Genomic DNA, 14,337 nt, shown 5'->3' with positions numbered 1-14,337 from the left:
CAACGCGTTGCGCTGAGTCCTGAGGCTGTTGCAATGAAGATGAGAATCAAGGCGGGTTTTGTCTTTTTGTCTGCGTAAAAAATTGTTCTTGCAGCAGAAACCCGCGCGTGTATACTCGAATACGTTTGTTCAACTACGTGCCGGCCAAGGTGGTACGGCACCTCTAGAAGAGTAAGGAATTGCACATGGATTACATCCGCGCAATCGAGCGTCAGCAGATCCGCGAGGACATTCCTCAGGTTCGCGTCGCCGACAACGTCAAGGTTCACTACCGCATTAAGGAAGGCGACCGCGAGCGCATCCAGGTCTTCCAGGGCGACGTCATCCGCATGGCCGGCGCCGGTGCCCGCGAGACCTTCACCGTCCGCAAGATGTCCTTCGGTGTCGGTGTTGAGCGTACCTTCCCGCTTCACAGCCCCAAGATCGCCAAGCTCGAGGTCGTTCGCCATGGTCGCGTCCGTCGCGCCAAGCTGTACTACCTCCGCGACAAGGTGGGCAAGGCTGCTCGCATCCCCGAGAAGCGCTAAGAAGATCGCAGCGTCTGTCCACTCGTTTGGACACAAGGGTCACCTTCGGGTGGCCCTTCTTTTTATCTGATTTGCATGCAAGGAGGGCCTGGTATGGCCAACATGACGAGCTCGGTTTCGGCATCGCAGGTTGCCGGCGAGCTGGCGAGCGCTACGTTTGAGGAGATTCCCGCCCTCGTGGAGCATTATCGCGAGGACCCGCGCCAGCAGGTGATCAAGGCTTGTGAACGCGCCCTCAAACGCCATGACAAAGAGCTTGCCGAGCGCGAGCGCGTCAATGACATGTACGAGCTTATGCATGAGCTTGGCGGCGATGGGGTGGTCGTTGGTGTCGACGAGGTGGGTCGCGGATCGGTGGCCGGTCCTTTGACGGTATGCGCCGTCTGTCTTCCTATGGAGCCGCGCGTCTGGGGCATCAACGATTCCAAAAAGCTCACGCCCGCGCGCCGCGAGTTGCTCTCAGTGAAGATTGCCGAGGTGGCGACGGCGATCGGTTTTTGCCATATCGCGCCGAAGGATATCGATGAGATGGGCATGGCCCGTGCTATCCGTACCGCCGTTGCGGGCGCCGTGGCCGATACGGGACTCGAGCCCGACTGCGTCCTCATGGATGGCAACCCCTTGGGCGCCGTTCCTAACGAGCGCGATGTGGTGAAGGGCGATGCCAAAATCGCCTGCATCGCCGCGGCGTCCATCATGGCCAAGGTCACGCGTGACGAGATGATGGTCGAGTACGACGCCGAGTATCCCGAGTACCATCTGGCCGAGTCGAAGGGCTATGCAAGCCCCGAGCATATCGAGGCCATTCGCAAACATGGACTTTGTCCACTGCACCGCGTGAGCTTTTGCGGAAACTTTCTGCAGACTGAGCGCCTTTTCTAGGTCAATTGTGGAGACGGGGACCTCTGGGGTTTTATAAACCTGCTGGTAGCGGGCCGTATGCAACACCATTGCTGCGTACGGCCCGTTTTTTGACGGCATTTGGTCAGCTTTTGGTTTGCTTCCGGTACTTACCCGCACGAAAGGTGCCCTCATCATCGGGGCAATGCAGCGTGCGGGAAAGGAGACCCCATGAGTGCCGCAAGCAAAAAGAGCAAGACGCAGCAGCTCAAGGAGCGTTGGGAAAACGGCGAGCTCGACTGCGGGGCGATGACGCCTGAGTTTATCAAGGGACTCAGTCCCCGCGAGCTGGGCATGCTGGGCGAGCTGATCACCATCGACTACTTTAACGAGCGCGGCTACACCTTGCTGGAGCAGGGTTATCGTTGCTCCGAGGGCGAGGCCGATCTGGTGCTGCTCGATGAGCTCGACGATGTCGTGGTGATGGCCGAGGTCAAGACCAGACGCGTTGCATTGGATTGCGGCACGCGGGTCTTTCCCGAGGAGGCCGTGGACGCCCAAAAGCAACGCCGCTACCGCCGCATCGCAAGCTCCTATCTCATGGAGCATTATCCGCTCAAGGCGATTCGCTTCGATGCCGTGGGTGTCACCATTCGCGGCGGGCATATCGCCGAGATCGAGCATCAGTACAACGCGTTCGATTGGCAGGTGTCGTGATGGCGTTCGAGACGTTTGCCGTTCACGCGGCCTGCATCCGCGGCGTCGAGGCGATTCACGTCACGGTCGAGGTCTCGCTTGCCGGCGGCGTTCCGGGCATCCAGATGCTCGGCATTCCGAGTATGGAGGTGATGGAGTCACGCGGTCGTATTCGCTGCGCGATGCGCTCCGCCGGGTTCGAGATCCCGCGCTCGGGCATTACGGTCAATCTGGCGCCCGGCGATATTCGCAAGACCGGTAGCGGCTTTGATCTGCCCATCGCCATCGCGGTATTGGCGGCCGATGGTCAGATTCCCCGTGACAACCTCGATCGTTGTCTTATCGCTGGCGAGCTCGGCTTGGACGGTACGGTGCTTCCTGTCAAGGGCGAGGTGGCGTTTCAGCTATTGGCGCGTGATATGGGGCTGTCCTTTATCGCCGGCAGGTCCGATCAGCATGTGCCGCTTGCGGGCGTGGATTGCGGATTTATCGATCATCTGTCTCAGCTTGCTCGCGGCATGGGCGATGCCGCGCGGCACTACTTGGATTCTGAGGGCGTCGAGGCGACCTTTGAGCCCGAGCTCGACTATGCCGACGTACTGGGGCAGGAAGTCGCTAAACGCGGCATGGCGCTTGCGGCCGCCGGCGAGCTCGGCCTGCTCATGATCGGCTCGCCCGGTTCGGGTAAGACCATGCTCGCGCGCCGTATGACCGGCATCCTGCCCGAGCTTTCCGTTGAGGACCAGCAGGAGGCGCTGTGCATCCATTCGGTCTTGGGCGAGAACATCGATGGCTTGTTGGCGGGGCACCGGCCCTTCCGCAGTCCCCACCACAGTATTTCGACCGCAGGCCTTATCGGCGGCGGGCGCCCGGTGCACCCGGGTGAGATCAGCCTTGCTCATGGCGGCGTGCTCTTTTTGGACGAGCTTGCCGAGTTTCCCACGGGTGTGCTGCAGACGCTGCGTCAACCCATCGAGCGCGGCTATGTGAGGATCGTACGCGTCGACGGGGCCTTTACCTTCCCGTCGCGCTTTCAGCTGCTGGCTGCGAGCAATCCCTGCCCCTGCGGCTTTTTGGGCGATCGTGAGGTACCGTGTCGCTGCTCGGCGGCGATGGTCGAGCGCTATCGGTCTAAACTGCGCGGTCCTTTGGCCGACCGTATCGACATGATGATCGATGTGACCCGTCCCGACCCTCAGGTGATTATCGAGGGCGCGGAGGGCATGTCGTCAGCTGAGTTACGTGACTACGTTGTGCGCGGTCGCGCCTTTCGCGCCTGGCGCGAATCCCGTATGGACGATGCGGATGCCGAGGCCGAGGATGACGAGACACGGTCCATTGACGGCGTCGTTTCGACCTTTGAGCTCGATGATGCGGCGGAGAAGTGTGTGCTCGGCCTGTCCAAACGCACGCATCTCACGGGCCGCGGCATCGTGCGCCTGGTTCGCATTGCGCGTACGATCGCAGATGTCGCCGAGAGCGAGCAGGTGACGCAGGACCATGTGCTCGAGGCGGCGATGTACCAGGGAAGGAGGGACCAATGATGGCCGAGGGGACCTTTGAGCTGCATCCAGGTGATGCGTTGTATCCCGAGACCGTTTTGGAGCTTTCTGATGTACCCCAGACGCTTTATGTGCGCGGCAACCCCGAGGTGCTTTCGACGCCCGCGCTCTCCATCATCGGCGCGCGCAAAGCCTCGCCGTATGGTCTTGCCGTGGCAGAGCTTGCGGCAAAGGTGGCGGTCGAGGCGGGAGTGACGGTAGTTTCGGGCGGCGCGGTCGGTTGCGACCAGGCCTCGGGTTGGGCTGCGGTCAACGCTGGCGGCAAACACGTCGTGGTGCTGGGGACGGGCGCCGACGTGGTCTATCCGCGCTCGAGCGCGGGGCTTATTACGCGCACGCTCGATACGGGTGGCGCGGTCGTGTCGATCTCCCCGTGGGGCATGGGTCCTCGCAAGTTTGCCTTTCCGCGCCGCAATCGCGTGATCGCGGCCCTGTCGCAAGCCCTCTTTGTATCCGAGGCGGGTATGCCTTCCGGGACGTTTTCTACAGCCGAGGCTGCTATGGATTTGGGGCGAGAACTTCTTGCCGTACCGGGGTCGATCCTATCGCCCGAGTCGCGTGGCACGAATTACCTCATTGCGAACGGTGCCTGCTGCATCATCGACGAGGAATCTATCGAGATGGCTATCTCACGCATCTATGGAACCCTGCGCTACTCGCGCCCCGATGCTCCCGGCATTGCCGACCTGGATTCAACGCAGCAGACCGTGATGCATGCGCTCATCGCCTCTCCGCTCAAGGTCGACGACATCGCGGCGCTCGTCTCGCTCGATGCTGTCGGCGTACTCAAACTCTTGGGTTCGCTTGAACTCGAGGGCCTTATCGAGCGCATGATGGATGGAAGGTATGCGCCCTCCAAGTTTGCCCTTCACGCCCAGACGCCCTTCGGTCACAATGGAAAACGTGTCAATTAGAAAGGTGTTTGCAGATGCAGTTCGATCAGGTGACGGTTATCGGTGGCGGTCTGGCGGGTTCGGAATGCGCGATCCAGCTGGCAGACCGCGGTTTTGCCGTTAGGCTGTGCGAGATGCGCCCCCAGGTTAGCTCCCCGGCTCACCATACCGATCACTTGGCAGAGCTCGTCTGCTCCAATTCGTTTAAGTCGACCCGTCCGGATTCCGCGGCTGGTTTGCTGAAGGCCGAGCTTGAGCGCATGGGTTCAGTCCTGCTCGATTGCGCCCATCGCGCGGCTGTTCCCGCCGGCGGTGCCCTGGCGGTCGACCGCGTCAAGTTTTCCGAGCTTGTCGAGGCCGAGGTTGCCGCCCGTCCCAATATCGAGGTCGTGCACGGCGAGGTCACGCAGATTCCCGAGGGCCACGTGGTCATTGCCGCGGGCCCGCTGTGTTCACCGGCGCTGAGCGAAGAGGTCATGAAGCTCGTCGGCGGCGACGCCCTTGCGTTCTTCGATGCCGCGGCGCCGATCGTCGATGCCTCCACGCTCGATATGGACGTGCTGTTTTCGCAGTCGCGCTACGAGGAGCAGGGGAGCGGCGACTATCTCAACGCTCCGCTCAACAAGGAGGAGTACGAGGCCTTTATCGAGGCACTTACCACGGCCGACCGCGTGGTGCTCAAAGACTTTGAGGGCGGCGATCTGTTTCAGGCCTGCCAACCTGCCGAGGAAGTTGCGCGCACCGGCAAGGACGCCATTCGCTTTGGCGCCATGAAGCCCGTCGGCCTCACCGACCCGCGTACCGGATGTCGCCCTTGGGCGGCGATTCAGCTGCGTGCCGAGAACAAGGAGAAGACCGCCTATAACCTGGTGGGCTTCCAGACCAACCTGACCTTTGGCGAGCAGAAGCGCGTCTTCCATATGGTGCCGGGCTTGGAGAACGCTGAGTTCTTCCGCTACGGTGTCATGCACCGCAATACCTTTGTCGACGCCCCGCACGTGCTCGATGGCACCTTTGCCGTGCCTGGTACCGGCGTGCGCCTGGCCGGTCAGATCACCGGCACCGAGGGGTACATGGAAGCCGTGGCGACCGGTCTGCTCGCGGCGCTCAACACCTATGCCGAGGCTATCGGCGCCGCGGGCGTCGAGTTGCCCCGCGTGGGCGCCCTGGGCGCGCTCGTGGGCTATGCGACCGATCCTGCCACCGTGGGCTACCAGCCCATGCATGTCAACTTTGGCCTGGTGCCGCCACTCGAGGATGGTAAGCGCCGCAGCAAGCGCGACCGCTACCAGGCCTATGCGGACCGTGCGCTCGAGGCCCTTGATGCCTATCTGGCCACTCGCCCCGATCTGTTTGGAGGCGACCGGTCATAGCCTTTGACCTGTACGACACCGTCGACTCGTTTATCGCCTATATCGCACGTGTCGAGGGGCTTTCTCCCAATACGGTGACGGCCTATGGCTCGAGGCTGGAGCGCTTTGCTGCCTGGTGCGAGCGCGAGGATATCGATGCTTTCGCTGCCGACGTGCGCACCATTCGTCGCTATCTTGCCGAGCTTTCGCGTGAGCAGGTGGCTCCCCGAACGCTTGCGGCGCATCTGTCGGCTATCCGATCGCTCTATCGATGGATGGCTGCCGAGGGGGTCGTGGAGGGCGATGCAGTCTCGGCGATCGCATCGCCCAAGCTGCCGCGTGACCTGCCGGGCGTCCTTACGACCAAGCAGGTCGAGGCGCTGCTCAAGACGCCTGATACCTCAACACCCGCGGGACTGCGCGATGCGGCGATGCTCGAGCTGCTCTATGCCTCGGGCGCCCGTATCTCTGAGCTCGCAGCACTCAATGTGGAGTCCATTGCGTGGTCCGAACGCACGCTGCGCCTGTGGGGCAAGGGGAGCAAAGAACGTATCGTCCCTCTGTATCGTCGTGCGCTCGTGGCGACGCGTCTCTATATTGAGGAGGGGAGGCCGGAGTTGCTCGCTCAGGCAAAGCGTCGTGACCCCGCTACCGGGCCGCATCCGCTGCTTATATCGGCGCGCGGTAATCGCATGAGTGCCGCCATGCTCAGGCGGCGGTTTCATATGCTGGCGACGCTCGCCGGCATTCCGGCCGACATCGCCCCGCATGCGATGCGCCATACCTTTGCGACCGACTTGCTCGAGGGCGGCGCGGACCTGCGCTCGGTTCAAGAGCTGCTAGGTCATGCGAGCCTGTCCACGACGCAGATCTACACGCATCTCACACCCGATCGGCTTAAGCGGGCTGTGGCTCAAGCCCATCCCCGCGGCGAATAGTGGCTGGGACGTCCCGCGCCGCGCTCAGGTGTGTGGTTTTGATTGCGGGTTGGCAGGAAGATGCATTCCTGCTATCATTCATCGGGTTGCTTCACGGCAACAGGTTTTTATCACGCACGCGCGGCTACTTCATACCGTGGTGCCCGGGCTTTGGTAGCACATGTCCGGGTTGGTTTTGGAGGATGACCCCGCGCGGAGGCAAACCACAGGAGGTTTAACATGGCTACCAAGATTAATATCCGCACCCTGCTCGAGGCCGGCTGCCACTTCGGTCACCAGACCCGTCGCTGGAACCCCAAGATGAAGCCGTTCATCTTCGGTGAGCGCAACGGCATCTACATCCTCGACCTCAAGCAGACCATCCTCGACGCCGACCAGGCCTACACTTTCGTCAAGAACGTCGCCAAGGGTGGCAATGTGCTGTTCGTCGGCACCAAGAAGCAGGCTCAGGAGGCCGTCAAGAACGCCGCTGAGCGCGCCAACATGCCTTACATCAACCAGCGTTGGCTCGGCGGCATGCTGACCAACTTCGTCACCATCCGCTCCCGCATCAACCGCATGGAGGAGCTTGAGGCCATGGTCGAGGACGGCCGCATGGCAGTGCTCCCCAAGAAGGAGCAGGCTGTTCTCGGCAAGGAGCTCACCAAGCTCCAGACCAACCTCGGTGGCGCCCGCGACATGAAGGGTCTGCCCCAGGCTCTCTTCGTCATCGACACCAAGCGCGAGGAGAACGCCATCAAGGAGGCTCAGCGCCTGAACATCCCCGTCGTCGCTCTGATCGACACCAACTCCGATCCCGACGAGGTCGAGTACGGCATCCCCTGCAACGATGACGCTATCTCTGCTGTCACCCTTATGTGCGAGCTCATGGCTGACGCCTGCCTCGCTGGCTCCGGCAAGGAGCAGGTCTCCGAGGCCGAGATGGCCGCTGAGCCCAAGGCCGAGTAAATCAGTCTTAGTTAATTCTTTTTCATCTCTTTGAAAGGAACCACAATGGCCCAGATTACCGCCGCTATGGTCAAGCAGCTCCGCGAGATGACCGACTCCCCGATGATGGAGTGCAAGAAGGCTCTCGTCGAGGCTGACGGCGACATGGACGCCGCTGTCGACGTTCTGCGCAAGAACGGCCTCGCCAAGGCTGCTAAGAAGGCTGGCCGCGAGACCAACGAGGGCGCTGTAGCCGCGTTCGTTTCCGAGGATGGCAAGACCGGCGCTCTGCTTGAGCTCTCCTGCGAGACCGACTTCGTTGGCTCCAACGCCAAGTTCACCGGCTTTGCTTCCAAGGTCGCCGAGGTTGTCGCCACCACCGAGCCGGCCGATGTCGATGCTCTGCTCGAGAAGCCGATGGGCGAGGAGACCGTTTCCTCCGAGCTCACCGAGATGATTCACATCATGGGCGAGAACATGAAGATCTCCCGCTTCGCTGCCCGCAAGGCCGAGAACGGCGCGCTCGCTTCTTACATCCACATGGGTGGTAAGATCGGCGTCCTCGTCGAGTTTGCTTTCGAGAAGGCCGAGACCGCTCAGGCTGAGTCCTTCAAGGCCTTCGCCCACGACGTTGCCCTTCAGGTTGCCGCCGTCGCACCGATCTGCGCTACTCGCGATCAGGTTCCGGCCGAGACCGTCGAGCACGAGAAGCAGATCTACATGGCCCAGGCTGCCGAGTCCGGCAAGCCCGAGGCTATCCAGGAGAAGATGGCTGTTGGCCGTCTGGAGAAGTTCTACAAGCAGTCCGTGCTCACCGAGCAGGAGTTCATCAAGGACAGCTCCCTCACCATCAAGAAGTACGCTGAGCAGGTCTCCAAGGAGCTCGGCGACACCATTACCGTCGTTGCCTTTGACCGTCTGGTCCGTGGCGAGTAAATAAGCTCTTGTAGCTGGTAATGAGCAGGCTGTGGGTTTTACTCACAGCCTGCTTTTTCATGGCTCTTATCAGAGCCTTTGATATCATATTGAGAGTCTAATTAAAGGAGGATCGCTTTGTCCGACATCCGATATAAACGCGTGCTTCTTAAGCTTTCCGGCGAAGCGCTTATGGGCGATGGCCAGTATGGCATCGACCCCAAGATTACCGACCATCTTGCCAAGCAGGTCAAGGAGCTGCTCGCCGTTGGCCATGAGGTCGGCGTCGTTGTCGGCGGCGGCAATATTTTCCGTGGCATGGCCGGCGCTGCCGGTGGCATGGAGCGTGCTCAGGCCGACTACATGGGCATGCTGGCAACCGTTATGAACGCGCTTGCTCTGCAGGATGCCTTCGAGCATAACGATGTTCCCTGCCGCGTGATGAGCGCTATCCAGATGAACGAGATCTGCGAGCCCTATATTCGCCGTCGCGCCATCAACCACCTTTCCAAGGGCAATGTCGTTATTTTTGCCGCCGGTTCGGGCAATCCGTACTTTACGACCGACACCGCCGCGGCTCTTCGTGCGTGCGAGATCGGCGCCGAGATTCTGATTAAAGCCACCAAGGTTGACGGCATCTACGACAAGGATCCCGTCAAGTGCGCCGATGCCGTCCGTTTTGACAAGATTACCTATCACGAGGTTCTCGTTCGCGGCCTGCAGGTTATGGATTCCACGGCTACGGCTCTGTGTCAGGATAACCGTATGCCTATTTTGGTCCTCAACATCGATGGCGAGGACACCGTCAAGCGCGCGCTCGCGGGTGAGCCCGTCGGCACGCTCGTCTATCAGGAGGATTAAGCATGGCAGAGAACATCACCGCCCATATGGACAAGTCGCTCGAGTCCCTCAAGCATAACTTCTCCAAGGTCCGTACCGGTCGCGCCAACGCCAACATTCTGTCCGACATCACCGTCGATTATTACGGTGTCCCCACGCCGGTCACGCAGATTGCCGCCGTCAAGACCCCCGAGGCTCACATGCTGCTCATCGAGCCGTGGGACAAGGCGCTCATCAACGCTATCGTCAAGGCCATCGGCGCTTCCGATCTGGGCATTACCCCCAACTCCGATGGCACCGTCGTTCGTCTGCCGTTCCCGGCCCCCACTGAGGAGCGCCGTCGCGAGCTCGTCAAGGAGTGCCGTGAGTACGCCGAGCAGGCCAAGGTGTCTATCCGTAACATCCGTCGCGACTTCAACAATAAGCTCGAGCGCGATGAGGAGCTCACCGAGGACGATGTCCGTCGCGAGCAGGCCAAGGTCCAGAAGCACACCGATGAGTATGTCGCCAAGGTCGAGGAGCTTCTGAAGGAAAAAGAAGCCGAGGTCATGGAGATCTAAGGTGCAATACGACGAGCATAAACTGGTCGAGTACTTTGCCGACGCCCCTGCGGGCGTCGGTTTTTCCGACCTTGACCTCAATAACATTCCGCACCATATCTCGTGCATCATGGACGGCAACGGTCGTTGGGCCACGTCGCGCGGTCTTGCACGCACCGAGGGTCATAAGGCAGGTATCCTCTCGCTGCGCGAGATCATTACCGCCTGCGTGCGCCTGGGCGTCGACGTGCTTTCTGCCTATGCGTTTTCTACCGAAAACTGGAACCGTCCGCAGCATGAGGTCAACGTCTTGATGCATCTGTTTGCCAAGACGTTTATCGACGAGCTGCCGCTTCTGAAGCGCGAAAATGTGCGTGTTGTCTTTTTGGGCGACATTTCCGCGCTGCCCAAGAAGACCCGCGACGTTTTTGAACGCGGTCTTGCCGAGTGCGCCGATCACACCGGTATGACGCTGGCGCTTGCCGTCAACTACGGCGCGCGTGCCGAGATTACCCGCGCTGTCCGTCAGATTGCACTCGACGCTGCCGCCGGTAAGATCGATCCTGCCGCAATTGATGACGACATGGTGGCTTCCCACCTCTATACCGCCGGCCTTCCCGATCCTGAGCTTGTGATTCGCACCTCAGGTGAGCTGCGCCTTTCGAACTATCTGCTGTGGCAGGTGGCTTATTCCGAATTCTACGTCACCGATACCTATTGGCCCGACTTTGATCGTTGGGGCCTTGTCGACGCCATTTTGGCCTATCAGGGCCGTGACCGTAGGTTTGGTGGACTGAGTAAGACCGAGGAGGCTTAATCGTGTCCGATCGTCCCAAGGCATCTGCTCCCAAGACGCCAGTTTCCGCGGCGCCTGCGCGCAAGGCTGCCGCTGCGGGAGCACCTGCAGCAAAGAGCGGCACCGGTTCGTGGCTGGCGGGCTTTATCACCCGTGCCGCCGCCGGTATCGTCTACGCCGTTGTCTTTATCCTGTGCCTGGTTTTGGGTATCGTGCCCACGGCCATCTTTGTTTCTGTCATGAGCGGTCTGTGCTGCTATGAGTTTTTCCGTATGACGAGGCTCGATGGCAAGATGGCTAACGAGCGCATGGGTATCGCTGCCGCCGTACTCTTTCCGCTGTCGGCGTTGGGCGATTCGATGTTGCTGAATGCCCTGCTTTTTGCCCTGATGCTCGCTGTGGGCATTTGGTATGTTTGGTCGCCGCGTACCCGCATCTCTGATGTGGCCGTGACGCTCATGGGTCCCATCTACACTGGCTTTATGCTGTCGGCTATCGTGCTGCTGCGCGATGCCGTGCCCGGTTTTGCCGGCGCCCTGCTTTCAGTGGGCGTTTGCGCGTCCCTTTGGGTCTCCGATTCGTTTGCCTACATCGTGGGCAGCCGTATCGGCAAACACAAGATGGTTCCCAAGATCTCTCCCAAAAAGAGCTGGGAGGGGTTTGTTGGCGGCATCCTGGGCTCGGTTTTGATTTGGCTCATCCTGTGGGCGACGCACTTCTACAAGCTCAGCCTGCCCTATGCGCTGCTGTGCGGCGTGGTCGTGTCCATTCTGGGCGTTATCGGCGACCTTATCGAGTCGCGCATCAAGCGCGGTGTGGGCGTCAAGGATTCCGGCAACCTTATCCCGGGCCACGGCGGAATGCTCGATCGTAGTGATTCGCTTATCTTCGGCTGCATCACCGCACAGCTGTTGCTGATGATCGGAGGCGTGCTGTAATGTCCTTCCAGACGACGTATGGCCCCGATGGACGCCTTCGCGTTGCCATCCTGGGTTGTACGGGCTCTATCGGCACCCAGGCGCTCGATGTGTGCCGCCAGCATGCCGATTGCCTGCAGGTGACGGCGCTGTCCGTTAACTCCAGTACCCTCGAGCTCGTTGCCGCTGCCCGCGAGTTCTCGGTTTCGGCGGTTGCCGTGGCCGATGTCGCTCATGGCGATGATGCCGTGCTGCAGGAGTTGCCCGAGGGAACGAAGCTCGGCGTTGGCGCGCAGGCGGTTTGCGAGCTCGCGCGTCGCGACGATGTCGACTGCGTCCTTGTCGCTATTGTGGGCGCCGCCGGTCTCGAGGCGAGCCATGCGGCCTTGACCTCGAATAAGCGCCTTGCCCTTGCCAACAAGGAGTCCCTCGTCGTCGGTGGCGACTTGCTTATGCCGTTGGCGCAACCGGGCCAGCTTATTCCAGTTGACTCTGAGCATTCCGCCATCTACCAGTGCTATCTGGGTGAGAACCCGCGCGAGGCCCACTGCATTTGGCTCACCTGCTCGGGCGGTCCGTTCTTTGGCCGCACGCGCGACGAGCTCAATCGCGTGACGCGTGCCGATGCCCTCGCACATCCCACGTGGGCCATGGGTGCCAAGATCACCATCGACTCCGCCACCCTCATGAACAAGGGCCTGGAGCGCATCGAGGCCATGCACCTGTTTAACTGCGACCTCGATTTCATTAACGTGGTCGTGCAGCGTCAGTCCAAGATTCACTCTATGGTCGAGTTTGCCGACGGCTCCGTGATGGCGCATCTCGGTGCTTCCGACATGCGTATTCCCATCCAGTTCGCGTTCTCGTATCCCGAGCGTTGGGATACCCCGGCGCCTCGTATCGATTTTCGCGAGCTGGGGCAGCTCACGTTTGATGCTGCCGACATGGATACCTTCCGCTGTCTGGCACTGGCCGAGCGTGCCGGCAAGACGGGCGGCACCATGCCGTGCGTGCTCAATGCCGCCAACGAGGTTGCCGTCGATGCCTTCCTGCACGATAGCTGCAGCTTTACCGATATCGATCGTATTGTGGAATCCTGCATGGATGCCCACGATATGCAGGCGGTCGATTCGTTTGAGCAGCTTCGCGACATCGATGCGTGGGCGCGTGAAAAGGCTGCGCAGGTGCTCGCCGCAACCCGTTCCTAACCCATAAGGATTGCTTTTTCGTTTTATGGATACTGTTCTGAGCGTTCTCTCATCGGTCTTTTGGGGCCTGCTGATGCTTTCCGTCCTCGTGTTTTTGCACGAGGGCGGCCACTTTTTGGCGGCACGTGCCTGCGGCGTCCGTGTGACCGAGTTCTTTTTGGGCCTGCCGTGCCGCTTTGACATCCATTACACGTCGCGTCGCATTGGAACCAAGTTTGGCGTGACCCCGCTGCTGCTGGGCGGCTACGCTGCCATCTGCGGTATGGATCCGACCGACGTCTCGTGTGCCGATCGCGTGCTCGCGGCTATCTATCGTCATGGTCGCGTGACCGTGGCCGACCTTGCTGTCGAGCTCGAGCTTTCCGAGGAGGATGTGCTCGAGGCATGCGCCCTTTTGCTGGGCTGGGGCTCCATCGCGCCCTGGTATGAGGAAGGGGAGAAGCCCTCGCCGAGCTACTATCCCACCAAATATCAGACGTTGCCGCGAGATGCGGCGGGTTACACCACCTTTGACGGCCGCCGTTTCGATCGCGAACATTCAACTGCCGAGGGCGATGCGTGGGAGCTGCCGTGCGGCGAGGCCGAGTTCCTTGCACAAGAGCGTTCGCACACCTATCTTGGCCAGGGCTTTCTCAAGCGCGCCTTTATGCTGCTCGCGGGCATTATTGTCAATATCTTGACGGGCTTTTTGCTCCTTATGAGTATCTATTCCATTGCGGGTGTCACCGTGCCGATGGATACCAACGTGATCGGTCAGGTTGACGAGGGGTCTATTGCCGCCAAGGCGGGTATCGAGGCCGGTGATGCGATCCTTTCGGTTGACGGTGTCTCATGTTCTACTTGGATGGATGTCTACGATGCCATCGGCAAGGCTGCCGGTAAGGACGATATCGCCATCGAGTACGAGCGTGACGGCAAGCAGCATTCGACCACGGTTGCGCTCAAAGAGGACGAGCGCCTGGGTGTGTATGCCTCTACGCAGGTGGTCCGTTTAGACCCGATCACCTCGGCGCGTCTGTCATTCTCCTATGTTGTACAGACGGCGGATGGCGTGATGCGCCTGCTCCAGCCGCAGCATACGATGGAGATCCTCGATCAGTCCTCTTCGATCGTGGGTATTAGCGTCATGTCCTCGCAGGCAGCTGCTGCCGGTCCCGTCACGTTCTTGTCGTTTGCCGCGCTCATTTCGTTCTCGCTTGGCTTTATGAACCTGCTGCCCATCCCACCACTCGATGGCGGCAAGCTGTTTATTGAGATCATTCAAAAGATTGCTGGCCGCGAGCTGCCGCTCAAGGTCCAGACGATTGTGAGCTATGTGGGCGTCGCGCTCTTCGCGTTGCTGTTTGTCTATATGCTTCGTTCCGACATCCTTCGATTTATTCTGTAG

The 14,337-nt window shown here is 60.6% G+C and carries 15 protein-coding genes; all 15 read left to right on the top strand.

Going from position 1 to position 14,337, the window contains the following annotated elements; translation table 11 throughout:
- Positions 1-185: 185 nt before the first annotated feature.
- A complete protein-coding gene (gene rplS, locus CHY22_RS08115; protein WP_006236098.1) occupies positions 186-527 on the top strand; it encodes a 50S ribosomal protein L19 in 342 nt (113 codons plus the stop codon).
- 93 nt (positions 528-620) lie between these two features.
- Positions 621-1,409 carry a ribonuclease HII gene (locus CHY22_RS08110; protein ID WP_089573411.1) on the top strand — a complete coding sequence of 263 codons (789 nt, stop codon included), beginning with the start codon at positions 621-623 and terminating at the stop codon, positions 1,407-1,409.
- A 189-nt stretch (positions 1,410-1,598) separates the two neighbouring features.
- Positions 1,599-2,084, top strand: coding sequence for a YraN family protein (locus CHY22_RS08105; RefSeq protein ID WP_089573410.1), 486 nt, complete (start codon positions 1,599-1,601; stop codon positions 2,082-2,084).
- Positions 2,084-3,607 (top strand): YifB family Mg chelatase-like AAA ATPase, encoded by a 1,524-nt coding sequence (locus tag CHY22_RS08100; RefSeq protein WP_089573409.1) that lies wholly within the window; start codon positions 2,084-2,086, stop codon positions 3,605-3,607. The genes CHY22_RS08105 and CHY22_RS08100 overlap by 1 nt, the downstream gene beginning before the upstream one ends.
- Complete coding sequence (locus CHY22_RS08095; RefSeq protein WP_089573419.1) at positions 3,607-4,539, top strand: DNA-processing protein DprA; 933 nt, start codon at positions 3,607-3,609, stop codon at positions 4,537-4,539. The genes CHY22_RS08100 and CHY22_RS08095 overlap by 1 nt, the downstream gene beginning before the upstream one ends.
- A 14-nt stretch (positions 4,540-4,553) precedes the next feature.
- Positions 4,554-5,891, top strand: a complete 1,338-nt coding sequence (trmFO, locus tag CHY22_RS08090) for a methylenetetrahydrofolate--tRNA-(uracil(54)-C(5))-methyltransferase (FADH(2)-oxidizing) TrmFO (protein WP_089573408.1) — start codon at positions 4,554-4,556, stop codon at positions 5,889-5,891.
- On the top strand, positions 5,888-6,808 hold the full coding sequence (locus CHY22_RS08085; protein WP_089573407.1) for a tyrosine recombinase XerC: 921 nt from the start codon (positions 5,888-5,890) through the stop codon (positions 6,806-6,808). The genes trmFO and CHY22_RS08085 overlap by 4 nt, the downstream gene beginning before the upstream one ends.
- Before the next feature lie 219 nt (positions 6,809-7,027).
- The gene (gene rpsB, locus CHY22_RS08080; RefSeq protein WP_006236109.1) at positions 7,028-7,756 is read left to right on the top strand and encodes a 30S ribosomal protein S2; all 729 of its coding nucleotides are present in this window, start codon (positions 7,028-7,030) and stop codon (positions 7,754-7,756) included.
- A gap of 45 nt (positions 7,757-7,801) precedes the next feature.
- Positions 7,802-8,671: a translation elongation factor Ts gene (gene tsf, locus CHY22_RS08075; RefSeq protein WP_089573406.1), complete on the top strand. Its 870-nt coding sequence runs from the start codon at positions 7,802-7,804 to the stop codon at positions 8,669-8,671.
- A gap of 117 nt (positions 8,672-8,788) precedes the next feature.
- The gene (gene pyrH / locus CHY22_RS08070) at positions 8,789-9,511 is read left to right on the top strand and encodes a UMP kinase (protein ID WP_089573405.1); all 723 of its coding nucleotides are present in this window, start codon (positions 8,789-8,791) and stop codon (positions 9,509-9,511) included.
- A gap of 2 nt (positions 9,512-9,513) precedes the next feature.
- The gene (frr, locus tag CHY22_RS08065) at positions 9,514-10,050 is read left to right on the top strand and encodes a ribosome recycling factor (protein WP_089573404.1); all 537 of its coding nucleotides are present in this window, start codon (positions 9,514-9,516) and stop codon (positions 10,048-10,050) included.
- A gap of 1 nt (position 10,051) precedes the next feature.
- Positions 10,052-10,846, top strand: a complete 795-nt coding sequence (locus tag CHY22_RS08060) for an isoprenyl transferase (protein ID WP_089573403.1) — start codon at positions 10,052-10,054, stop codon at positions 10,844-10,846.
- A 2-nt stretch (positions 10,847-10,848) separates the two neighbouring features.
- On the top strand, positions 10,849-11,763 hold the full coding sequence (locus CHY22_RS08055; protein ID WP_233502846.1) for a phosphatidate cytidylyltransferase: 915 nt from the start codon (positions 10,849-10,851) through the stop codon (positions 11,761-11,763).
- A complete protein-coding gene (dxr, locus tag CHY22_RS08050) occupies positions 11,763-12,950 on the top strand; it encodes a 1-deoxy-D-xylulose-5-phosphate reductoisomerase (protein ID WP_089573402.1) in 1,188 nt (395 codons plus the stop codon). Before CHY22_RS08055 ends, dxr begins: the two co-directional genes overlap by 1 nt.
- A 25-nt stretch (positions 12,951-12,975) precedes the next feature.
- Positions 12,976-14,337, top strand: a complete 1,362-nt coding sequence (locus tag CHY22_RS08045; RefSeq protein ID WP_089573401.1) for a M50 family metallopeptidase — start codon at positions 12,976-12,978, stop codon at positions 14,335-14,337.

It is taken from the genome of Collinsella sp. TF06-26, assembly GCF_002232035.1.
Classification (GTDB): domain Bacteria; phylum Actinomycetota; class Coriobacteriia; order Coriobacteriales; family Coriobacteriaceae; genus Collinsella.
The sequence above is the reverse complement of the archived record's forward strand: the minus strand, read 5'-3'. Positions and strand labels throughout refer to the sequence as shown.

Excerpts from the sequence above, each read along its gene's own strand:
- rplS (WP_006236098.1), top strand. The coding sequence starts at position 186 with ATGGATTACATCCGCGCAATCGAGCGTCAGCAGATCCGCGAGGACATT.
- CHY22_RS08110 (WP_089573411.1), top strand. The coding sequence starts at position 621 with ATGGCCAACATGACGAGCTCGGTTTCGGCATCGCAGGTTGCCGGCGAG.
- CHY22_RS08105 (WP_089573410.1), top strand. The coding sequence starts at position 1,599 with ATGAGTGCCGCAAGCAAAAAGAGCAAGACGCAGCAGCTCAAGGAGCGT.
- CHY22_RS08100 (WP_089573409.1), top strand. The coding sequence starts at position 2,084 with ATGGCGTTCGAGACGTTTGCCGTTCACGCGGCCTGCATCCGCGGCGTC.
- CHY22_RS08095 (WP_089573419.1), top strand. The coding sequence starts at position 3,607 with ATGGCCGAGGGGACCTTTGAGCTGCATCCAGGTGATGCGTTGTATCCC.
- trmFO (WP_089573408.1), top strand. The coding sequence starts at position 4,554 with ATGCAGTTCGATCAGGTGACGGTTATCGGTGGCGGTCTGGCGGGTTCG.
- rpsB (WP_006236109.1), top strand. The coding sequence starts at position 7,028 with ATGGCTACCAAGATTAATATCCGCACCCTGCTCGAGGCCGGCTGCCAC.
- tsf (WP_089573406.1), top strand. The coding sequence starts at position 7,802 with ATGGCCCAGATTACCGCCGCTATGGTCAAGCAGCTCCGCGAGATGACC.
- frr (WP_089573404.1), top strand. The coding sequence starts at position 9,514 with ATGGCAGAGAACATCACCGCCCATATGGACAAGTCGCTCGAGTCCCTC.
- dxr (WP_089573402.1), top strand. The coding sequence starts at position 11,763 with ATGTCCTTCCAGACGACGTATGGCCCCGATGGACGCCTTCGCGTTGCC.
- CHY22_RS08045 (WP_089573401.1), top strand. The coding sequence starts at position 12,976 with ATGGATACTGTTCTGAGCGTTCTCTCATCGGTCTTTTGGGGCCTGCTG.